This window comes from Planktothrix sp. (genome assembly GCF_046067725.1).
In the GTDB taxonomy this organism is placed as follows: domain Bacteria; phylum Cyanobacteriota; class Cyanobacteriia; order Cyanobacteriales; family Microcoleaceae; genus Planktothrix.
This window is the reverse complement of record NZ_JBJUDF010000340.1, coordinates 1-20173: the sequence shown is the minus strand read 5'-3', so window position 1 is coordinate 20173 and position 20173 is coordinate 1. Positions and strand designations below refer to the sequence as shown.

Annotated in this window: 23 protein-coding genes, 1 other RNA gene and 1 riboswitch; of the genes, 14 read left to right on the top strand and 10 right to left on the bottom strand. The window is 39.5% G+C overall.

Going from position 1 to position 20173, the window contains the following annotated elements; translation table 11 throughout:
- Positions 1-147 precede the first annotated feature (147 nt).
- A complete protein-coding gene (locus ACKPEB_RS21150) occupies positions 148-1035 on the top strand; it encodes an alpha/beta fold hydrolase (protein ID WP_408966991.1) in 888 nt (295 codons plus the stop codon).
- 410 nt (positions 1036-1445) lie between these two features.
- Positions 1446-2480 (top strand): hemerythrin domain-containing protein, encoded by a 1035-nt coding sequence (locus tag ACKPEB_RS21145; RefSeq protein WP_408966990.1) that lies wholly within the window; start codon positions 1446-1448, stop codon positions 2478-2480.
- Positions 2481-2587: 107 nt separating this feature from the next.
- Here ACKPEB_RS21145 and ACKPEB_RS21140 read toward each other — a convergent pair whose 3' ends face one another.
- Positions 2588-3490 (bottom strand): vitamin K epoxide reductase family protein, encoded by a 903-nt coding sequence (locus tag ACKPEB_RS21140; protein ID WP_408966989.1) that lies wholly within the window; start codon positions 3488-3490, stop codon positions 2588-2590.
- Between the two features lie 220 nt (positions 3491-3710).
- On the opposite strand from ACKPEB_RS21140, the gene ACKPEB_RS21135 reads away from it, so the two are divergent.
- The 4 genes from ACKPEB_RS21135 to ACKPEB_RS21120 all read left to right on the top strand — a co-directional run bounded on the left by ACKPEB_RS21135 (position 3711) and on the right by ACKPEB_RS21120 (position 6980).
- Positions 3711-4112 carry an ATP-binding protein gene (locus ACKPEB_RS21135; RefSeq protein ID WP_408966988.1) on the top strand — a complete coding sequence of 134 codons (402 nt, stop codon included), beginning with the start codon at positions 3711-3713 and terminating at the stop codon, positions 4110-4112.
- Positions 4113-4243: 131 nt separating this feature from the next.
- A complete protein-coding gene (locus tag ACKPEB_RS21130) occupies positions 4244-4828 on the top strand; it encodes a hypothetical protein (RefSeq protein WP_408966987.1) in 585 nt (194 codons plus the stop codon).
- 112 nt (positions 4829-4940) lie between these two features.
- Positions 4941-5336, top strand: a complete 396-nt coding sequence (gene tcmP, locus ACKPEB_RS21125) for a three-Cys-motif partner protein TcmP (protein ID WP_408966986.1) — start codon at positions 4941-4943, stop codon at positions 5334-5336.
- Between the two features lie 48 nt (positions 5337-5384).
- Positions 5385-6980 (top strand): SpoIID/LytB domain-containing protein, encoded by a 1596-nt coding sequence (locus tag ACKPEB_RS21120; RefSeq protein WP_408966985.1) that lies wholly within the window; start codon positions 5385-5387, stop codon positions 6978-6980.
- A 60-nt stretch (positions 6981-7040) separates the two neighbouring features.
- On the opposite strand, the gene ACKPEB_RS21115 is transcribed toward ACKPEB_RS21120, so the two are convergent.
- The 4 genes from ACKPEB_RS21115 to ACKPEB_RS21100 all read right to left on the bottom strand — a co-directional run bounded on the left by ACKPEB_RS21115 (position 7041) and on the right by ACKPEB_RS21100 (position 8865).
- Entirely contained in the window at positions 7041-7349 is a 309-nt protein-coding gene (locus ACKPEB_RS21115; RefSeq protein ID WP_408966984.1) for a ferredoxin, read from the bottom strand.
- 48 nt (positions 7350-7397) lie between these two features.
- Positions 7398-7712: a 2Fe-2S iron-sulfur cluster-binding protein gene (locus ACKPEB_RS21110; RefSeq protein WP_408966983.1), complete on the bottom strand. Its 315-nt coding sequence runs from the start codon at positions 7710-7712 to the stop codon at positions 7398-7400.
- Between the two features lie 186 nt (positions 7713-7898).
- Positions 7899-8192 carry a ferredoxin gene (locus tag ACKPEB_RS21105; RefSeq protein ID WP_408966982.1) on the bottom strand — a complete coding sequence of 98 codons (294 nt, stop codon included), beginning with the start codon at positions 8190-8192 and terminating at the stop codon, positions 7899-7901.
- 370 nt (positions 8193-8562) lie between these two features.
- Entirely contained in the window at positions 8563-8865 is a 303-nt protein-coding gene (locus ACKPEB_RS21100; protein ID WP_408966981.1) for a 2Fe-2S iron-sulfur cluster-binding protein, read from the bottom strand.
- Between the two features lie 214 nt (positions 8866-9079).
- On the opposite strand from ACKPEB_RS21100, the gene ACKPEB_RS21095 reads away from it, so the two are divergent.
- Positions 9080-10090 (top strand): Gfo/Idh/MocA family protein, encoded by a 1011-nt coding sequence (locus ACKPEB_RS21095; protein ID WP_408966980.1) that lies wholly within the window; start codon positions 9080-9082, stop codon positions 10088-10090.
- A 297-nt stretch (positions 10091-10387) separates the two neighbouring features.
- On the opposite strand, the gene ACKPEB_RS21090 is transcribed toward ACKPEB_RS21095, so the two are convergent.
- Positions 10388-10915 (bottom strand): hypothetical protein, encoded by a 528-nt coding sequence (locus tag ACKPEB_RS21090; protein WP_408966979.1) that lies wholly within the window; start codon positions 10913-10915, stop codon positions 10388-10390.
- A 257-nt stretch (positions 10916-11172) separates the two neighbouring features.
- Here ACKPEB_RS21090 and ssrA point away from each other — a divergent pair.
- Positions 11173-11561: a transfer-messenger RNA gene (gene ssrA, locus ACKPEB_RS21085) on the top strand.
- Between the two features lie 57 nt (positions 11562-11618).
- Here the strand turns inward: ssrA and ACKPEB_RS21080 are convergent.
- Positions 11619-11768, bottom strand: a complete 150-nt coding sequence (locus ACKPEB_RS21080) for a hypothetical protein (RefSeq protein ID WP_408966978.1) — start codon at positions 11766-11768, stop codon at positions 11619-11621.
- A 241-nt stretch (positions 11769-12009) separates the two neighbouring features.
- Positions 12010-12489 carry a thiol-disulfide oxidoreductase DCC family protein gene (locus ACKPEB_RS21075; protein ID WP_408966977.1) on the bottom strand — a complete coding sequence of 160 codons (480 nt, stop codon included), beginning with the start codon at positions 12487-12489 and terminating at the stop codon, positions 12010-12012.
- A gap of 270 nt (positions 12490-12759) precedes the next feature.
- On the opposite strand from ACKPEB_RS21075, the gene ACKPEB_RS21070 reads away from it, so the two are divergent.
- Both ACKPEB_RS21070 and serS read left to right on the top strand, forming a co-directional pair.
- Entirely contained in the window at positions 12760-13029 is a 270-nt protein-coding gene (locus tag ACKPEB_RS21070) for a hypothetical protein (RefSeq protein WP_408966976.1), read from the top strand.
- Positions 13030-13138: 109 nt separating this feature from the next.
- A complete protein-coding gene (gene serS / locus ACKPEB_RS21065; protein ID WP_408966975.1) occupies positions 13139-14416 on the top strand; it encodes a serine--tRNA ligase in 1278 nt (425 codons plus the stop codon).
- Here serS and ACKPEB_RS21060 read toward each other — a convergent pair.
- On the bottom strand, positions 14413-16308 hold the full coding sequence (locus ACKPEB_RS21060) for a chloride channel protein (protein ID WP_408966974.1): 1896 nt from the start codon (positions 16306-16308) through the stop codon (positions 14413-14415). The two genes, serS and ACKPEB_RS21060, sit on opposite strands and share 4 nt — an antisense overlap.
- A gap of 525 nt (positions 16309-16833) precedes the next feature.
- Between ACKPEB_RS21060 and ACKPEB_RS21055 the strand changes: the two genes are divergently transcribed.
- From ACKPEB_RS21055 to ACKPEB_RS21045, 3 genes are all read left to right on the top strand, one after another.
- Positions 16834-17268, top strand: coding sequence for an Hsp20/alpha crystallin family protein (locus tag ACKPEB_RS21055; protein ID WP_408966973.1), 435 nt, complete (start codon positions 16834-16836; stop codon positions 17266-17268).
- Between the two features lie 238 nt (positions 17269-17506).
- Positions 17507-18724: an HhoA/HhoB/HtrA family serine endopeptidase gene (locus ACKPEB_RS21050; protein ID WP_408966992.1), complete on the top strand. Its 1218-nt coding sequence runs from the start codon at positions 17507-17509 to the stop codon at positions 18722-18724.
- Between the two features lie 452 nt (positions 18725-19176).
- Positions 19177-19266: riboswitch (Glutamine riboswitch) on the top strand.
- Between the two features lie 37 nt (positions 19267-19303).
- Positions 19304-19498: a hypothetical protein gene (locus ACKPEB_RS21045; RefSeq protein WP_408966972.1), complete on the top strand. Its 195-nt coding sequence runs from the start codon at positions 19304-19306 to the stop codon at positions 19496-19498.
- Between the two features lie 161 nt (positions 19499-19659).
- On the opposite strand, the gene tnpA is transcribed toward ACKPEB_RS21045, so the two are convergent.
- Entirely contained in the window at positions 19660-19902 is a 243-nt protein-coding gene (gene tnpA, locus ACKPEB_RS21040) for an IS200/IS605 family transposase (RefSeq protein WP_408966971.1), read from the bottom strand.
- 22 nt (positions 19903-19924) lie between these two features.
- Here tnpA and ACKPEB_RS21035 point away from each other — a divergent pair.
- Positions 19925-20173: helix-turn-helix domain-containing protein (locus ACKPEB_RS21035; RefSeq protein ID WP_408966970.1), on the top strand; the 249-nt coding region annotated here is incomplete at its 3' end.

The window sequence follows — 20173 nt, the reverse complement described above, 5'->3', positions numbered from 1 at the left end:
AACCGATAAACGCTTTGGGAGAATTGACCTCTACCTTGACGGGAGCAATCCTTTTAGGGCAAGTCGATTCGTTGAACAAAGAATCTCCCGTCACATCGCTTTGCGATTGACGGTGAGAGTGTCAACCCAGCCTCTACCATTAGATTTATGTTAATTGCTACCTCTGTACCGCAAACTTGGATTTGGAACGGGTTTCCCATTTGTTATGTCACGGAGGGTGATCATGGCCCTGCGGTGCTTCTAGTGCATGGGTTTGGAGCCTCTTGGGGCCATTGGCGGAAAAATATTCCTGAATTAGCAAAATACTGTCGAGTTTTTGCGTTAGATTTAATTGGGTTTGGGGACTCTGCAAAACCAACACCGAATCAAAAAATCAGTTACACATTTGAAACTTGGGGACAACAAATCGCTGATTTCTGTCGAGAAATTGTTCAAGATAAAGCGTTTTTAGTCGGTAATTCTATTGGTTGTATTGCGATTATGCAAGCTGCTGTTACTGCTCCTGATATTGTTCAAGAAGTGGCTTTATTAAACTGTTCTTTAAGATTATTGCATATTCGCAAACGTTCGGAAATGCCTTGGTATCGAAATTATGGTGCAAGTTTGGTTCAAGAATTATTAAAATATTCCTGGTTTAATCAATTGTTTTTTAATCTTTTAGCTACGCCCCAAACCGTTAAAAACGTCTTATTACAAGCTTATAAACGAGATGAAGCCGTTACAGATGATTTAATAAAAATTCTGTTAAAACCAGCCCAAGATCAAGGAGCAGTGGAGGTTTTTGCTGCGTTTACTCGCTATTCTCAGGGGCCGTTACCGGAAGATTTATTACCTCAATTGCCTTGTTCAGCCATCATTTTATGGGGCGCAGATGATCCTTGGGAACCTGTAGAACTTGGAGAAGAATTTAACCATTATTCAACAGTTAAAAAGTTTATTCGTTTAGAAGGAGTGGGTCATTGTCCCCAAGATGAAGCACCCGAATTAGTCAATCCCATTTTATTAGATTGGATGATATCCCGAAAAACGTATTGAAAAGGTATTTTTTAACCTCTAGGGTGGGTTTTCTGTTATTACCCACCCAACAAGATTTCCTAGACAGTGCAATAACCGAGAACCTCGACTCATCAACCCTGAAATTGTCCAACACAATTGACAGCAATCTCGACATAGTGGGAGTAGCACTATTGGCAATCTTTAATAGGACTCAAGTGATCAAATAGCCAGGGAATGTCAGGGGTATTTATGACTGAACTGTTGGGAAATTAGGAAAAATTGACGGATTTGATCTCAAAATCTTGCGTCGGTTGTTATTTAAAACAAACTGAACAATCCCTTTGTAAAACCTTGAACATTAGATCTGTCTTATGGATGAGGAATTCTTGTTTTTTCTATGCAAAATTAGAATCTATGAAAATGAAATTTAGAGATCTGGAGAACACAACATGGTAACGACTTTAACGGATGCAAAACGGGAAGCAATTGGTCAAAAATTGGCTACCATGAAAACTATCCAAGAATTGTTGATCGAAAATGAACAGATGTTTCTGCGGGATTGTAATCTCTCTGAAATTCGTCAACAATTTCAAGAAATGTTAGATGATGACCACAAAAATCTGGGGATCATTGATACGGTTATTACCCAATATGGCATTCAATCTCAACCGAAAGAACAAGCCACTAAAATGATTAATCTCGCTAAAGAGATGATGAATAAATCAGACTTAAGTTTTTATGAAAAAGTGGCTCAACATGAACTCCTGAAACACGGACAAGTCATGTCAGGTTTATTAGTTCATAAAGTGGCTCAAGTCGTCGGTGCAGATGTGGAAGCAGCGATTACACCTTTGAATACAGTTAACTTTGAAAATCGCGCTCATCAAGAAAAACTCAAAGGGATTTTAGAATATTTAGGAACCCAAGAATTAACGGGTCAAGCTCCTGATCAAAGCATTTGGGGACGAGTTCAAGATGCGATCGCCGCTTTATCGGGTGTGATGGGAAGTGCTGTTATCCAAAGTTCTGATCAATCCGCTCAGAATATTCAAGATGTTCTTCGCATGGATCATCAGAAAGCTAAAACGTTAATTACTGAAATTGAAAATTGCAATGATGCTCAAAAAATTCAAGAATATTTCGGACAATTATACCAAGATTTAAGTATCCATTCCGAAGCGGAAGAACAAATCCTTTATCCTCAAATTCGTTCTTTCTATGAAGATACTCAAAATCTGTATAATGAACAAGCTGAGTTGAAACTGGTTTTAGAAGAACTTAAATCTCTGAGCCCAACGTCCGCGCTGTTCAAAGACAAAATTAAACAAGTCAAAGATATAGTGAATCACCATACTCGTGAGGAAGAAAATGGTGTCTTTGTTGTAATTCGGCGCCATTTTTCAACCCGTGAACAAGAGCAGTTAGCGACTCAGTTTAAAGAAACTAAAAAACAACTACAAACTCGAATAGCCTCCCAAACATAATAGCTTGAAATAGCAAGTTGTTGAAGGTGTTAATCCATTAAGCTCTAGTTTTCTCAGGATCAAATCAAGACTTCAGTAGAGACGTACATGGCACGTCTCTACTTCTATTAACGGACACCAAAATTACGAGTTCCGGTGTATCCTGAAACCTTAGCTAACTTTTCTAAACTTTGAACTCCTGAATACATCTGGCCCTTAACTTCCCAAGTTGGATAGCCTTGAATATTTTTGGATTTACACAAATCAAGCTGAGGATTTTTTCCAGCTTGATCACATTCAATATAAGACAAATTTTCTACCGCTTGTTTACCAAATAATTCTTTCTGTTCATGACAGTGACCACACCAAAATGCTCCATACATTTTCGCTCCAGATTGAGTTAAATATTGAGCCAGTTCGATATTTGCAGGGTTAGAAGTGGTTGTGATATTAAAGGGATTTTTTTCAGCACGAGGGCTATTAATGGGAGCATAAATGGCTAAGGTTCCGATTAAGGTAATCATCCCCACAACCACCGTAATAAAAAAAAGTTGACCTCGATCTTCCCAATCTCGACCTAATATCGCCAAAGCAAATAAACTCACCGAACAAATAGCAGAGGCGATACAATAAATACATAAGGATTTAATGACAAAAGCCATTAAATACATTAGATAACCACTAAAAATCATCATGGCAGATGCTTGAGCAAAGATCAAAAGCCATGTCCAATCTTCTGTTTTTGTTCTTAAACTTTTGTGGGTTTCTCGGTTAATTAACCAAGGAGAAACAGCCATCCCCGCCATGATTGTATACGCTAAAAATCCAAACAAAGCTAGAGGTAAACCAAAGACAACCGCATAGGGACTCGACAGCACTTGATCACAACCTGTAATTGGACAAGCCTCTGTTCCCCCTGTTAGTTTCACAAGGGTTAAATAGGCGGTAATCACTACACCAACGGTAGCGAGACTAGCAATGATAAATCGGGATCTTTGATGAATCCAAGGGGTTGAACGTCGGCGAATCATACACTATTCTTGTGGGTTATACTGAAGAAAATTTTATAGCAGGGAACAGCGAACAGGAACTGCGATTTACTGGCAGAAAAAGAGGGGTGTCCGGTTTGGGTTTTAGAATCAGTCTATGTCCTAACACCCCAGGTGCGACTGCTATATATCCTTTTAGAGATTTTAACCGAATCATTTACACATTTGCTGATTCCCAGTTAAGTTGTTCTCCTTCTCAACAATGAACCAAAATTCACGATTTAAACGGACAAAATTATGCTTAACTTGTTACTATGCTGAGGTAATGAAAGTCATTTTGAGTATTTCTGGTTTAGGGGTTTATGAAGCGATCGCCCATGCCCATTGGAGTACCTTAGATCGAGAAATAGAATCCGTTGCAGGAGCTTTACATGATAGTTTAGAAACGGTTCTCAAACAACTTTTTGATCGATTTTATCGGGTAGATAGCGATCGCTCTCGCAAAACTGGAGGATCAGGCTTAAGATTAGCCATTGTTAAAACGCATCGGGGTAGTATTGAGGTGGAAAGTCAGCCCGGAATCGGTAGCATTTTTACGGTTCGATTCCCCTTAAAACCAACTGCAACCTTCGTATCTTATGCTAAGGGAAAAGGGGTGGGATAATCTTCTATCAGATTATAAATATCTGTTATTTTTTCTAAAGTTTTCTAAACTAGATCTAGACTCTCCATTAACTGGAGACTTTATACTGGAACTATTAATAGAATTCTTAAATTAATCTGAGGAAATAGACCATGAAAATTAACCATTCTCATACTCAAATTACAGGATTTGCCGTCGCCATAGGTATTGCATTGATTGCTCTAGGTTATTCCCATCCTTTATTTGCTCAGTCTAACCCAAATTCTACCCAACCAATCCCTAATAATGGCAATAATATTGATCCTCCTTGTCACCAACTGATGGGGCAAACTCACCCGATCATGGGTCAAGGTTGGAGAGGAAATTCTTCCGGCGGAAAACGTCAATATTCCCGTTCGATGTATGATCCAAACCGTGTAGAAACAATTCAAGGAACCATCATAGACATACAAGGCGGAAATCGTGGCAATCGAATGCCTCACGGTGTACATTGGTTCATGAAAACGAATACAGAAACCCTAGAGCTTCATGTTGGGCCTGTGTGGTATTTAGATCAACAAAACTTTCAAATTCAACCCAATGATGTTGTAGAAGTAACAGGAACACGTGTCAATGGTGGAGGACAACCTTTCTTGATTGTTGGAGAGATTAGAAAAGGAAATCAAACCTTACAATTACGAGATGAAAATGGTTTTCCTCGATGGATGGGATGGCAACAACAAACCCCTAGTAATTAATTAATTGTTAATAAGTTAATAGTAAGTAAATCCGGTTTTCTTGATTTTCAATTGTCAAGGATTACCGGATTTTATTTTGTGTTATAATTATAGAAACTATTTTTCTAAACCCATGACAGATAATACTTTCTTTGAGCAGCAAAAAGAACAATCCTTAGTTCAAACTGAAATTGTAGATAAATATTTTAGGGCTTGGGCTAAAGTGCTCATTCCACAAGCCAAAAAACGGAAGACAAAAATTGCATATATTGATCTGTTCTGTGGGCCAGGTTCTTATGAAGATGGTTCTAAATCTACTCCTTTAATGATTTTAGAACGTGCAATTAATGATCCAGATATGCGAAATTTACCTGTAACAATATTTAATGATTGTGATCACAAGAACACTAAATCTCTAAAAGAAGCTATAGATGCTTTACCTGATATTAACTTGTTAAAACATAAACCGACGATTGGAAACATTAAAGTAGGTAAAGATTTTGAGGAATTTTTTCAGAAAAAAAAATAATTCCGAGTCTATTCTTTATACTTGCTATATTCTGATCGGTTTAGTTTTATGTTGTTTCCCAAAACATTATTGAGTCTTTTCTATTTCATCCTCCTTTTCCCCACTTCAACAAGTGCCGAAGAACAACAACCTCAAGCTCAAAACACCAACCCGACGTTAAAAATCGGTGTGGTGCAACACTTTGGGCAAAAACCCACCGATCAATTGATTTTGAAAGCACAACCAGGGGATCACTTAACCCTAAAGTTTCCAAGCCCCCAAGAGAACAAACAACTGCATACGGAGACCGTGATCCTGAAAATCGGCGTTCAACCCCTCCCTGAACCCGAAGTTGAAGAAAGAGTTGTACTTAGTACCCATCGCAGCTATGAAAATGCGGAAGAAGACGCTCAAAAATGGCGATCGCTCGGTTTAGAAGTAGAATTAGCTCAACCGGATCGCTGGCAAGTTTGGGCGAAACGCAGCGTCTATAATACCCCCCTGCTGCGACGTTGGTTAATCGATAGTTTACAAGCCCAAGGTCATAAAATTCCTCGCTTGGAAACCCAAGTTCTCACCCAAAAACCGATTCCCTATTGGACAGCCGCAGGATATCGCTACAACCGTAATCAACTGGAGATTACAACTCCCCAGAATGTGATTCAAGTCAGTCAAAAACCGAATGATCCCCAACCTTTAGTTTATGGGGGAAGTTTACAACTACAACCGGATGCTTACGGAACCTACACCCTGGTTAATAACGTGCCATTAGAGACCTATTTACGAGGTGTCGTACCCCATGAAATCGGAGCTTGGCCCCCGGATGCGTCGATCGAAGCCCAAGCCGTTTTAGCGCGAACCTATGCGTTACGAAATCTGCGACGGTTTGAAGCAGACAATTATCATCTCTGTGCTAATACGGACTGTCAAGTGTATAAAGGGTTAACGGAAGTTTATCCGAGTACGGATCAAGCCATTAATGTTACGAAAGGTTTAGTTTTAACCTATAACAATCAATTGACGGATGCGGTTTATTTTTCTACCAGTGGGGGAGTGACAGCGAATTATAATGATATTTGGAATGGAGAACCTCGACCTTATTTGAAAGGGGTAATTGATGCTCCGAATAAAATTTGGGATTTATCTCAACAAAATTTAGCGTCAGAACCCAATTTTCGACGGTTTATGAATTTGCAAAAAGGATTTAATGAAACGGGAGAATTTGATTTTCGCTGGCGAGAAGAAACAACCTTAGAATCAATGGCAGCCCATTTGCGTCTTTACTTGAAACGTCGCAATTTGCCTCATTCTAATTTTAACACAATTCAAAAGGTAGAGATTGTAGAGCGATCGCCAACGGGGCGAGTCTTGAAAATGACCGTAACAACGGATCAAGCCGTGTTAGAAATTTCTAAAGATGAAATTCAAAGTGCGTTTTTACCGCCCATTAGTACGTTATTTTATATTGATCCCGTTTTTAATCCCAATAAAACCCTAAAAGGTTATGTGTTTGTTGGAGGAGGCTTTGGACATGGGGTAGGAATGAGTCAAACGGGTTCCTATAATTTGGCAAAATTGGGATGGTCAAATGAACAAATTTTAAGATTTTACTTCCCTGGAACCCAACTTCAACCCTTGAATTCTGTGATGCCGTTTGGGAATTAACAACAATTCAAAGTCCAACGTTATTGATATCTCAACGTTGAACCTTGAATCAAAAGCCAATTAGTATAACTCGTCTTCTTTGTGAGTCCAGATTACGCAATCAGAAGTCGGTTTAGCAACGCAGGTTAAAACGTATCCAGCTTCAATTTGGTCATCGTCTAAGAAAGACTGCTCCGATTGATCAACAGTACCTGATTCGATCTTACCTGCACAAGTCGAGCAAGCACCCGCACGGCAAGAGGCAGGAAGTTCAAGTCCAGCTTCTTCAGCGGCTTCCAAAATATTCTCAGTATCAGAGACTTCAATCGTATTTTCAGTTACTTTACCCTTTTCTTGGGTTTTCAGGGTCACTTTGTAAAGATTAGCCATGTTGTCATCCTCTCATGAAGTCTGATCAAAGGTGTTCGGGATTAAACCTCAACCCCGTGATTGAAGTTCTTCTTCCTGGTGAGTTAAGATCACACAATCAGAAGTCGGATAAGCTACGCAGGTTAAAACATATCCAGCTTCGATTTTGTCATCTTCTAAGAAGGACTGATCTGATTGATCAACAGTACCCGATATGATTTTACCCGCACAGGTAGAGCAAGCACCAGCACGACAAGATGAAGGCAGATCGATTCCTTCCTCTTCTGCGATATCTAAAATATACTCATCATCCTTGACTTTGATTTCGTATTCAACGATCTTACCGTTCTCTGGAATTTGCAAGGTCACTGTGAAATCAGCCATGTAGTCTTCCTAAGAGTAAATTTTGATAATTGCTGTGAAATCACTATTTTTAGTTTCCTACGCTTTTTGGAGTGTAGTTGCCGAGTTCAGTCCTTAAACTCATTGAAACTGCTTTTCCAGGGACATTCAAAGTTGAACCTTGATCAGATCTATCAAGGTTCAATTTTGAACTAAGGTCAATTACTATTAAGCAATTTCCTCTTCTTGGTGAGTTAAGATCACGCAATCAGAAGTCGGTTTGGCAACGCAGGTTAAAATATACCCGGCTTCGATTTGATCATCATCTAAGAAAGACTGATCGGATTGGTCAACAGTACCTGATTCTAGTTTACCACCACAGGTAGAGCAAGCACCTGCACGGCAAGAGTAAGGCAGATCGATTCCTTTGTCTTCTGCGACATCTAAAATCACGTCATTCTCATCGACGTCAATCACGTGTACGTCCGTGGGCGTTTTCAGAGTAACTTTGTAAGTAGCCATGTAGTGTTCCTCTCGTGAATTTCAAACAAAATATAAAAACCTCTTATACCTAACAAGAGTCTTGATTAACCTTTGTTGGCATTTAAGATTTCGGTTCACCTTTTGATAGTAAAAGAAAAAGTCAAGAATGTAAAACCTTGTTAAGCTAGATTTTGAATGGGATTTATTATAAATTTTTCTAATTACATCTTGATTACTTATATCTAATGCCCTCTGTCCCCAATGCTGTTATCGGATCTTAATCTTAGGGTTTTGTCAGAGACACAGTTTTTCTCCTGGGATGATTTGCTGTCGCGGATACTGGAGCTTTGACCCCGATGGGACTGTCATTGCCAACGGGAAACCCAGTTTAAACCCAGTACCCCCTCTGCTAAGGTTGCATATTTTCTTCTTGATCAGTTTCGATGACGCAATCAGAACTAGCATAAGCAACGCAGGTTAGGACATACCCAGCTTTAATTTGCTCATCACTTAAGAACGTCTGATCATCTTGGTTCACCTTGCCAGAGCTTAATTTTCCAACACAGGAGGAGCAAGAACCTGCACGGCAAGAGTAAGGCAGATCCAGATCGTATTCTTTTAAAGCAACATCTAAAATATATTCATCATCAGGGACATCAATGGTTTTCTGTCCATCTGGAGTGTTCAATGTCACTTTGTAACTCTTAGCCATGTTGTATTCCTCTGTTCAATTGCAGGAAAATTTTATAAGTAAATTTTATATCCAATCAAAGCGTTAATTAACCGAGGTTTACTGTTGATATTAAAAGAAAAAGCGAAAATTGTAAAACCAAGCCAACCTAGATTTTCCCCCAAATTTGTTATAAATTTTTCTAATGGCATCTCAATGATTAATCTATATTCGCCTTGTCCCTGACCCTATTATCATGACTGAATCTTTACGTTCTTTTGTGGGTATGGTTTCTCAACCCCTACGAGTCGGTATTGTTGGTACTGGATACGCCGCCAAAATGCGCGCAACGGCTTTTAAAGCCGATCCGCGATCGCAATTAGTCGCCATTACAGGACGTACGCCCGCTTCCACTATTGCCTTAAGTCAAGAATTTGATATAACCGTATCGGCATCTTGGATGGATTTAGTAGAACGACCTGATCTTGATTTAATCATGATTTGTACAGTTAATCGAGATCATGGTCAAATTGCTCGTCACGCCTTAGAACAAGGTAAGCACGTTGTTGTTGAATATCCTCTCAGTTTAGATCCCCAGGAAGCCGACGCTTTAATTACTCTGGCTCAAAAACACAATAAACTCCTCCATGTTGAACATATCGAACTGTTGGGGGGACTACACAACGCCATTAAAGCTTCCCTAGACCGAATTGGTCGAGTCTTCTATGTTCGCTATGTTACCATTAACCCCCAACATCCTGCCCCGGCAAAATGGACATATCAACCCTCTTTATTTGGGTTCCCTATGACAGGAGCGTTATCTCGTTTACATCGATTTACTGATTTATTTGGGACGGTGAAAAGTGTTAACTGTCGCGCGCAATATTGGGATATTGAACCGGATCTTTATCAAGCTTGTTTCTGTCATGCTCAGTTAACCTTTAATCAGGATATCCTCGGTGAATCAATTTATGGAAAAGGAGAAGTGTTTTGGCAGTCGGATAATACCTTTACCCTCTATGGTGAAGAAGGAACATTAATTTTTACTCCCGAACAAGGTCAACTGATTCAAAAGGATCGGATTGAAACAATTGAGGTGGGTTCTCGTCGAGGATTATTTATTAAAGATACTGAAATGGTTTTAGATTATCTTTACCAAGGAACGCCCCTTTATGTTTCCCCAGAAGCAAGTTTATATACCTTAAAAGTTGCTGAATCGGCAAGATTGTCAAGTGTATCAGGAGAAATCGTTAAAATTGATTCTTAGAGATTTCTAAGTGCTTGTGCTCAATAAATTACCGAGTTGAAACAGGGAACAGTAAGCTGTCAAAGGGTTTCGGAATTTAGAATTGTCAAAAACTGTAATGCGTAGCGCTATAACAAGATTAATTTTACAATTTCAATCCAGTTTCTAAACCCCAATTCTTTTTCATTGATGGATCTGGGATGATAAAATTTATATGCAATCCTTAAATTTTGCTACCTAGAATTGATAGGGTTGCTAATAACTTTTCCCGGTTCCCTGTTCCCTTGCTATCTATAGCATCAATTTCAGGATTTAATCTTATTTATGTTTTTCCAAGTATTTTTGGACAGCCTTCCCCATGTCAATTAAATTAGGTTCAAGCTTTTTAGCTAAAACTTCTTCAAAGACATTCGCTAATTGGCTTCTGAGAAATACAGGAATTCCTTCTAATTTATCGGGATCTAACTCAATTTCACCTCGCGTTTGGATCAGGGTGTTATTATTCTGAGCTTCTAAAAAAGTATTTTTCCCTGAACATTGGAATGCCTCTGTAAAAGCTTGGGTTTTAATGTTCCAATCTAAGGTAAAATCTTGCTGATGCCAAGTATTGGATTCTGTCCAACGAAGTTTGTCATATTTTAATATATCTTCAAACAGTGCAGGAACCTCTTCTGAAGATTCCCAATCATAAACCGTATAAACCGTATCTCCTTCAACACGACGAGAAACTAACTTAACCTTGTTTTTAGGGGGTAATAAATTAACAACTTCAATTAATCGATCTCGATAGGTATTAAAGACAAGAGGACGGGGAAAAGGAATTTTAATATCAGAAGAAAGTTTCATAACCAATCCTGTAAAATTGCTATTATATTATAGGCTTTCCGGTTGGAGCCAGTTGAAATCCGTTAGAAAACTTTAGTAATTTCTACCCTCCTAAACTCTACACCCTAGACCATTAACAAATTCAGCTTAACGACATTAATGTGTTAATCAGCTTGTTTAACGACATTAATTTGTGAATGACGACCAATCATGTGATAATCGACACCACTTAAAAGTTGACGATCGCAAAAAGATAGTCTAATATAGGAAATATGCAAGGGGCATTACTGGTTTCGACAGGGTAAGGAAAGCTACCAAGTGATGCAGGCCGAGAGCGAGTCACCTCTCGTAAATCCAGGCTCAAACAAAATGTAACTGCGAACAATATCGTTCCTTTTGCTCGTAAATCAGCCGCTGTTGCTGCCTAAATACCTCTTACAGGTTCGAGCGTCTACGGTTTGACTCCGTTAAGGACTGTAGACCAACCCCCAACGGATGCTCTAACTTAGTTCCTTTGGTTGTAAGTTAGCTAAGATTTAACCAAAGCATCCCACCCTTCGGGATAAGGAAGGGTTCCCGCCTTGAGGGTCAGAAAGGCTAAGTCTGTGAATGAGCAAGGAGTAAATACTTGTTCTGGACATGGGTTCGATTCCCATATGCTCCATTCCCCCATACCCTAAAAAACCACTTCGGAATGATTAACCGAGGTGGTTTTTGATTAAGGTTAGTTTTGGATAGAAATAGAAGAAATCGTTTGATTTTGTTGATAACGGATAGCCAGTTCAGACCCATGGGACAGGAAATGACGCACCAAGACTTCCTTTTCAGGAGGAGAAGAAGAATTAATCCAACCAGGTAACTGTGCTAAAGTCATCAAGACGATACAAGTGCTGAACGCTAGAAGACCATATTTGAGGATAGGTCTGTTGGATAGTCTTTGGAGATTGAAAGACACCATAGGAAGATCAAAAATTAAACAAAAATCTCCCTGTCAGTTCGCACTGCGGGAGATGAATTCAGGGTGCATCTACTTAATGATTTAAGTATAACACATAAAATGAGGGGTGTCACCCCTGATTGGAAAAACCCCTCTTTTTTTTTGAAGGTCACCCGGATTAATGCTGACAACGGCATTCTGAGGGGGTTTCGGAGGTTAAAGCGTCTTGGCGCTGTTTGACTAATGTGGCTAAATTGGGACGTCCGGTGAGGGGAAGTCGCCAATGAGCCCAAATTTCATAGAGTTTGTTCATGATGGGGCCAATTAACGGCCAGCGAGTGGGAGCATAAATCCAACCCAGTCCTAGAACTTGATAAATCCGATAAAATACCTCTAAATTCTGGATAATTGTGCCATCGGGAAGTAAAGCATGAATGCGTCCCATTGCGGCTTCAAAGGAAATATTTCCGTGTTCTTCAGGACGATAATTGAAATCACTAATATCAACAAAGGTAATTAATCCTCGTCCCGCGTCTCGTTTCTGTAAAAAATTAACCTCTCGTAAACATAACGGACATTGACCATCGTAAAGCAGTTTAATTTTCCAAGGGGTTGATGTTGTTGGAGTCTTGTTAGGGGTTGTTAAGGTTTGAGTCATAAAAGGGAAAATATTTCACTGTTAACAATTACAGCAAATTTTATCCTCATTTGGGAAGGGTTATTGTAAATACCCTTCATCGCCGTTATCGCAATAGTTGACGACAAACCCTTGTTCTTTGAGACCGAGTTGGACAAAGTTGGCGATTTTGGATTGGTCTTCAATTAACAAAACATTCATAATGTCACATTAAGGATTGTTTTTCCAGCAACAATAAAAACCGGGATTCCTAAATGGTTATTAAAATATCGCCATTGGATTGGTCTTTAATTGAATGAAATCGTTTATAATACTATTGATAAACGTTGGCAATCAAATTTGATTTTAAAAGATACTTTGGTTTATCCAGTAAGCTTCAATGAAAAGGGTAAAATTATTGCCTATAAACCCTTTAACTCTGCCGCTATTCAGGAAATGCAAAAAACCGCCCACCTATTCCAACCCGATACTCAATCTCCCTCTAATTCTTTAGCTCAATTTCAAGTGGTGTTATCTCCCTCTGGACTGCTTGAAGTGACACCTTGGGACGGGTGGAGATAATTGATGAATTGATCACTTTTGGGTTCCCTTCTCTTTAATGTTGCCTGAATGGAGTAGACTATAAAGATAAATCTATCATCCAAAATCAAGCAGTATTGAAGGGAACGCCGTGTTAGATATCAAATTAATTCGGGAAAATCCAACCGCAGTGCAAGAACGCCTAAATTTACGAGGCGAGTATGATTTGCAACCGATTTTAACCTTAGATGAACAACGCCGCCAATTGGAACAGGAACGCATTGTATTACAAACCCGGAGTAATGATATTGGTAAATTAGTTGGGGAGAAAATTAAATCAGGATGTGACCCGAAAGCAGAAGAAATTAAAGCTTTAAGAGAGGAAGGTCAACAACTGAAAGTCAAGTTGAGTGAATTGGAACCTAAAGAGAAAGAAATTGATGTTCAAATCACTCAATTATTATTACCCATTCCGAATTTACCGAGTGAATCAACTCCGGTGGGAAAAGATGAACAGGAAAATGTAGAAATTAGACGCTGGGGAGATGAATATATTCCCCAGAATCCTAATATTTTACATCATGCGGATATTGGAGAAAAACTCAATTTACTAGAGTTTAAACAGGCGGTTAAAATTGCCCAAGCGAGATTTGTGGCGTTAAAAGGAGCGGGTGCGGCTTTAGAACGGGCGTTAATTCAATTTATGTTAGACCGTCATACAAAGAACGGCTATCTTGAAGTTATTCCCCCTTTATTAGTAAATAGTACCTCCTTAACGGCAACGGGACAATTACCCAAATTTGCGGAAGAAAGTTTTAAATGTGATTCTGATGATTTATGGTTAATTCCCACCTCTGAAGTTTCGGTGATGAATTTGTATCGAGATGAAATTTTAGATGCGGAACAATTACCGATTTATCACTGTTCTTATACCCCTTGTTTTCGTCGAGAAGCGGGAAGTTATGGGAAAGATACGAGAGGGTTAATTCGGTTACACCAATTTAATAAAGTGGAAATGGTGAAACTGGTTCATCCTGATAGTTCAGAAGCAGAACATGAAAAATTAGTACAGGATGCTGAAGGAGTTTTACAAGCTTTAAAATTACCTTATCGGGTGATAGAATTATGTACGGGGGATTTAGGATTTTCAGCGGCAAAATGTTATGATATTGAGGTTTGGTTGCCTTCGGCGGGAACCTATCGAGAGATTTCTAGTTGTTCTAATGTTCGAGATTTTCAAGCTCGACGTGCGAATATTCGCTTTAAAGAAGCGGGTAAAAAAGGCACACAATATGTTCATGCGTTAAATGGTTCCGGGTTAGCCATTGGTCGAACCATGGCAGCGATTTTAGAAAATTATCAACAACCCGATGAAACTATCCGTATTCCTGATGTTTTACAACCTTATTTAGGGCGAGAAATCCTCTAAATTAACTTCTGTAGAGACGTGCCATGGCGCGTCTCTACGGGCAAATAAGGTTGCAAAGCATCTTTTGTAACAGCAATATTACAAGCTAAAGCAATTTGTTCTTTTTCAATAATCCCAACCACTTGACGGGGTTGTTCACGGGTGACAACGGGTAACTGCGGTAAATCTCTTGCCGCCATTCGTTCTAAGGCGGCTTTCACGGGTTCATCTTCATAGGCGCAGAGGATTTCTGTTGTACAAACATCCTTTAATTTTTGCTGTCCTAACGCCAAAGATTCCTCTTGAGTGGTGGCTTTAAAAATTGAACGACGAATATCCGTAACCGTAATTAATCCGGCTAATTGAGAACTTTCATCTAAAATTAAAGCCGTATGACAATTGAGGTCTACCATGACTGAACCAGCCTCTAAAATAGGCATCGAACAGGGAAGAGTTAAATAGGATTGACCCATAATTTCAGAAATCCGAATCGTTTGTAGCACTTCTAATTCATTCGGTCGTTCTAAATAAACCCCCATTTGTTGTAAATTTAATCCTGAATCCGATTGATTGGATTGCACCACATCCACAATTAAAACACTAACGCCTACCGCCGCCATTAATGGTAAAATAATTAAATAATTTTGAGTCATTTCAAATAATAATAAAATCGCCGTTAAAGGCGCTCGCACACTTGCCGCTAATACAGCAGCCATTCCCACCATTGCATAGGCGGCTGGAGGTGCAATATCCGGTAAAAAAGGGTGTACCCATTCTCCAACCGCTTGTCCATAGGTCGCTCCTAATGTTGCTCCAATAAACATCGCTGGAGCAAAAATTCCCCCCACTAATCCACTGCCTAAACTAACAGAAGTGGCAATAATTTTAAGAATTAATAAAATCACTAATAAATCTAAAGAAAATTTTCCTTCCTGTAATAAAGCTTGAATTGTTCCATAACCGGGGCCGAGAATATGGGGAAATTGAATCGCAATAATCCCAACCAATAATCCCCCTAACATGGGATGAAACGTTCGAGGAATTTTGCTTAAAAATTCAAAGCCCCGAATTTCTCCTTGAAAACAACGTTGAGTCAATTTAATAACTTGGGTATAAGCTAAAGAAACAAAACTTGCTAAACAGCCTAATCCTAAATATAGTAATAATTCCCAATTGCTTCGGACTTCATAAACCGGGGGAGAAAAGGCAGGATGGTCACCAAAAACGATTCGGGCAATGACCGAAGAAACTACAGATGCTAACAAGACTAATCCCACCCCAGAAGCGGCAAAACTTGTCCCTAAAATTACTTCTAAAGCAAAGAAAACTCCCGCAATTGGGGCATTAAATCCAGCCGCTAATCCAGCAGCGGCTCCCGCCCCTAATAATAATCGATAACGTTCTTTAGAAACTTGAAAAATTTGCCCTAAAATTGCTCCTAAATTCGCTCCAATTTCTACACTCGGCCCCTCCGGGCCTAAGGACGCTCCTGAACCTAAAGAAATTGCCGCCGCTAACAGTTTAATAAAGGGTCGTAGGGGAGAAATAATTTGGGTTCTTTGGGTATTAATTAATGAGGCAATTCCCTCCCCAAAAAATTCGGGATAGCGACAGCGAATTAACCCCACAATTAAGCCGCCTAATGGGGGAATTAAGGCAATTGTCCAGAGACCCAATTGGATGGTTAATCCCATAAAATCTTCTAGGGTTAACCGTTGAAACAGTTCCACCAATTTGTGGAACAGAACCATCACTAATCCCGTGCCCCCTCCGATTAACAGGGCAAACATTAAAATTAAGAATTGTGGCGGAGGTTGTAGACGGTTTAATAAACTGGTTAAACGGTCAGAAACAGAGGCAAGTTCAGTTGGCTGGGGGAGAATGCCCTCATTGTTGGGCAGAGTAGTCGTCATTGATAGACCCAGAATTATAAGAATCTTTATAAAATTTAAAACAAGTTCTAACGGTTGGGTGCGTTAAAATGCAATAACGTACTCATCCATAAAGGACAGGTACTTTCAATTTCACAGATTAGACACCCAAGACCATGCAGGAAAGACATCTACAACAGCCATCCCACCTGATGCTCATTACCGTCTTGAGTTTCTCCTCTGAGCCTTTCCAACCGGATGACTCATCACCCCTTTGAGGCGAAGGAAAAATCAAACACTCCTCTTCCTCCTCCTCTTCGGTCTCCCAACGATGAGTTTTTAGTTGGACTTGACACTTTTTGCAATATCCTTCGGTGAACCGAGGCGATATCCGCTTAAGGTTGCCAATATTTGCGTTATTTCATCCTGAGTACGGCTATTTCCCGTTTTTAATTCGTTAAAACCGAATGATCCTGGTCGCCGAATTCATTATCTTAGAATTAAAAGGCTGTGATCAAGCCTATACCAATAGTATATCAAATAAAAGTGTCAATGGAGGTAACGATTATGCCGTTAGTACGTTGGCAACCGTTTCAAGAAATTGATTCTCTGCAACGAGAAATGAATCGTCTGTTTGATAGTTTAACCCTTCCCTCGGAAAAAATGGGAATGTCGCTATTTCCGGCGGCTGAACTTCATGAAACCCCAGATGCTGTGATTTTGAAATTGGAAGTTCCAGGGATAGATATTAAGGATTTAGATATTCAAGTCAGTGCGGATGCTGTGGTGATTACTGGAGAACGAAAATCAGAAAACCACACTGAAGAAAAAGGGGTAACTCGCAGTGAATTCCATTATGGAAAATTTCATCGGGTGATTCCGCTTCCGATTCGGATTCAAAATACCCAAGTTCAAGCCAACTATCAAGATGGAATTCTGAGCTTAACGTTACCGAAAGCGGAAGAAGAAAAAAATAAAGTTGTTAAGGTGACAATAGGTTAAGGATAATTCTTGATTATCCCCAGTTGGCAGTTAGCCGGAATCAACCCTCAATGAAAATTCTTGACAAACTTTAGGTAAGATTAAACTATAATTATAACAGATAAAAGCGGAATTTTTAACTCAATTTTCCGCTTTTATTACTGTCAAAATTTTGCTAAATTTGAGGATAATCACATTGAATCAGAATGAATCAGAGTCTCAGCTTACCCCTTCAAAGCATATCGTCGAGGATGAATTTATGGGAAAATATGGGTTTAAAAAAATTTTTTCTTCGATTATCAGTTATGTTCTAGTTGCCTTTTTAAGTGCAGGTTTAACCTTGGTTGGTTTACAAAATTTTCCTCATTTTTTGATTTCTTCCGCTCAAGCTGAACCGATACAAACTTTAACAATCCCTCAAAATATTGCTGCAATTCCTAACCCTAATTCGGCGGGAAATTTTGTCTCGGCTGCGGTGAATCGAGTGGGGCCAGCCGTGGTGAGAATTGACACAGAACGGACGGTTTCTGCTAAGATTCCTGATCCGTTTTTTGATGATCCGTTTTTCCGTCGTTTCTTTGGGGAAGGAATGCCTCAATTTCCTCAAGAATATCAACAACGGGGTCAAGGTTCGGGGTTTATTGTTGATAGCAGTGGTATTATTTTAACAAATTCCCACGTTGTCAAAGGTGCAGATAAAGTGACTGTTACCTTACGGGATGGTCGTCAATTTCAAGGAGAAGTTCGGGGTAGTGATGACCCTTCTGATTTAGCGGTTGTTAAAATTAATGGTAATAATTTACCCGTTGCTCCTTTAGGGAATTCTAGTGAAGTTCAAGTGGGAGATTGGGCGATCGCGTTAGGAAATCCATTAGGATTAGATAATACGGTAACATTAGGAATTGTTAGTACATTAAATCGTCCCAGTTCTCAAGTTGGAATTCCCGATAAACGATTGGATTTTATTCAAACTGATGCGGCGATTAATCCAGGGAATTCGGGAGGGCCATTATTAAATGACCGAGGAGAAGTGATTGGAATTAATACTGCGATTCGTGCTGATGGTCAAGGGATTGGTTTTGCCATTCCCATTGATGCGGCAAAACGCATTCAAGCTGCTTTAGTTCGAGGAGAAAAAATCGCTCATCCCTATATTGGCATTCGCATGGCGAGTTTAACCGCCGATATGGCAAAACAACTGAATAGTGACCCCAATTCTTTAATGTTAATTCCTGAAGTGAATGGGGTTTTAGTGGTACAAATTATTCCCAATAGTCCCGCCGCAAATGCGGGTGTTCGTCGAGGAGATGTGATTACTGAAATTGATGGACAAGCGATTACCACTGCTGAACAACTACAGCGTTTAGTAGAAAAAAGTCAAATTGGTCAACCTCTAAAAATTACTGTCCGTCGCGGACAAAAAACCGAACAACTTTCCGTTCGTCCCGGTCAACTGGATGAAGAAGCCTTACGTTAGGTGATGGGGAATGGCAAGATGAATGTCTAACATTGCCAATTGCCGATTCCCTGTGCCTGGAAAAAAAATGCACTCTTCCTCAAGGGAATTGGAGGAACAGTGCATTTGTCAGGAGAAAACCTCAAATAATTAATAAACATTTAAACAATTGAGTCAGAGAAAGCTGATAGTTTAGACCTGGATTGACTCAATGATTGATGGGGCCGTAACTGAAACCGTTGATCAGTTTCCCAGTCGCTTTCTGATTGAGTTTGTCTATTAGTAACGATGGTATTGCTATTATAACCAATTTATTTCGGTTTGATGACAAATTCCTCTCCCAGGACAGATACAAGGGCAAAGATGGGAGTCTGAAAAAAACGAATCAAAAAACGTATAAGAATTATGTAAAATTAGCATAAGATGATTTGATATTTATGGAGTTTAGTGGTAAGATTTAATAAAGTAGTGAAATCGTTCATCTTTTGGTCGTCTTCTGATCCTCGAATACCAAAGTGACTACTAAAAGACGGAAGTAGGGAGATCTCCCGAAGGAACGCGCCTGTTTTCACTGCGAGTTGAAACAGGAGGCGAATAACCATGACTTTAAGTCAAGAACGTTTACACGAAACTGCCACATCGGAGATTCCGACCAGTGAAAGTTTCGATTTCGATTTGTGGGCAATAAAAGTGAAACGTCAGTTAATTGCGGCGCTTAATCACCAAATCGCTCCCGAACTTTCTCCGAACGACACTCAAACAACCCCCTCTCCATTATCAGGGATTCAGGGTTGAGGAAAATCGTTAACGCCCATTAATCAGGTCTTATCAGATTTTCCAATTTAATACTATGATGGGTACGGGTGGCTAAGGAGTCGCCCTTACCTGTTTTAATTTAGCATCTTCCGCACTCGTGCCCCACGACTGACCCGATGAGGTCGTGGGATGAATTGCGGTCAGGGATTATCGGAACAATCAGGTTGATTTTGGTTTTTGATATATCGTCTCAAAGTTGAAATAGTTATTCCACCGCAACTTGCAACAAAGTAAGAACCATTCCAAAAAACATCTTTGCAATAAAAAGAGCTTAAATAATCAGAGAATTCTTGTCTGAGTTTTCGAGATGTCACCGATTTAAGATTGTTAACTAAATTACTTAAAGCGATATCTGGATGATATTGAAAAAGAAAGCATAACACTTAACTCAAGGAGGTGATATCAGTGCTGAAGGCAACAAAGGTCAGGCTCTATCCAACACCCGAACAGGAATTGGCGTTAGCTAAGTCATTTGGTTGTGCAAGATGGTATTGGAATTTTGCCTTAAATGCCTGTATTCAGCACTATCAAGAAACTGGCAAAAGCCTAAAATTAGCATCTTATAAGGGAATGATCCCTCAACTTAAAAAAGAATATCCTTGGCTCAAAGAGGATTGCTACTCATCGGTTCTCCAATGTGTCGCAATCAATTTA

Coding starts and splice junctions, on each gene's coding strand:
- ACKPEB_RS21150 (WP_408966991.1), top strand. CDS start 148: ATGTTAATTGCTACCTCTGTACCGCAAACTTGGATTTGGAACGGGTTT.
- ACKPEB_RS21145 (WP_408966990.1), top strand. CDS start 1,446: ATGGTAACGACTTTAACGGATGCAAAACGGGAAGCAATTGGTCAAAAA.
- ACKPEB_RS21140 (WP_408966989.1), bottom strand. CDS start 3,490: ATGATTCGCCGACGTTCAACCCCTTGGATTCATCAAAGATCCCGATTT.
- ACKPEB_RS21135 (WP_408966988.1), top strand. CDS start 3,711: ATGAACCAAAATTCACGATTTAAACGGACAAAATTATGCTTAACTTGT.
- ACKPEB_RS21130 (WP_408966987.1), top strand. CDS start 4,244: ATGAAAATTAACCATTCTCATACTCAAATTACAGGATTTGCCGTCGCC.
- tcmP (WP_408966986.1), top strand. CDS start 4,941: ATGACAGATAATACTTTCTTTGAGCAGCAAAAAGAACAATCCTTAGTT.
- ACKPEB_RS21120 (WP_408966985.1), top strand. CDS start 5,385: ATGTTGTTTCCCAAAACATTATTGAGTCTTTTCTATTTCATCCTCCTT.
- ACKPEB_RS21115 (WP_408966984.1), bottom strand. CDS start 7,349: ATGGCTAATCTTTACAAAGTGACCCTGAAAACCCAAGAAAAGGGTAAA.
- ACKPEB_RS21110 (WP_408966983.1), bottom strand. CDS start 7,712: ATGGCTGATTTCACAGTGACCTTGCAAATTCCAGAGAACGGTAAGATC.
- ACKPEB_RS21105 (WP_408966982.1), bottom strand. CDS start 8,192: ATGGCTACTTACAAAGTTACTCTGAAAACGCCCACGGACGTACACGTG.
- ACKPEB_RS21100 (WP_408966981.1), bottom strand. CDS start 8,865: ATGGCTAAGAGTTACAAAGTGACATTGAACACTCCAGATGGACAGAAA.
- ACKPEB_RS21095 (WP_408966980.1), top strand. CDS start 9,080: ATGACTGAATCTTTACGTTCTTTTGTGGGTATGGTTTCTCAACCCCTA.
- ACKPEB_RS21090 (WP_408966979.1), bottom strand. CDS start 10,915: ATGAAACTTTCTTCTGATATTAAAATTCCTTTTCCCCGTCCTCTTGTC.
- ACKPEB_RS21080 (WP_408966978.1), bottom strand. CDS start 11,768: ATGACTTTAGCACAGTTACCTGGTTGGATTAATTCTTCTTCTCCTCCT.
- ACKPEB_RS21075 (WP_408966977.1), bottom strand. CDS start 12,489: ATGACTCAAACCTTAACAACCCCTAACAAGACTCCAACAACATCAACC.
- ACKPEB_RS21060 (WP_408966974.1), bottom strand. CDS start 16,308: ATGACGACTACTCTGCCCAACAATGAGGGCATTCTCCCCCAGCCAACT.
- ACKPEB_RS21055 (WP_408966973.1), top strand. CDS start 16,834: ATGCCGTTAGTACGTTGGCAACCGTTTCAAGAAATTGATTCTCTGCAA.
- ACKPEB_RS21050 (WP_408966992.1), top strand. CDS start 17,507: ATGGGAAAATATGGGTTTAAAAAAATTTTTTCTTCGATTATCAGTTAT.
- ACKPEB_RS21045 (WP_408966972.1), top strand. CDS start 19,304: ATGACTTTAAGTCAAGAACGTTTACACGAAACTGCCACATCGGAGATT.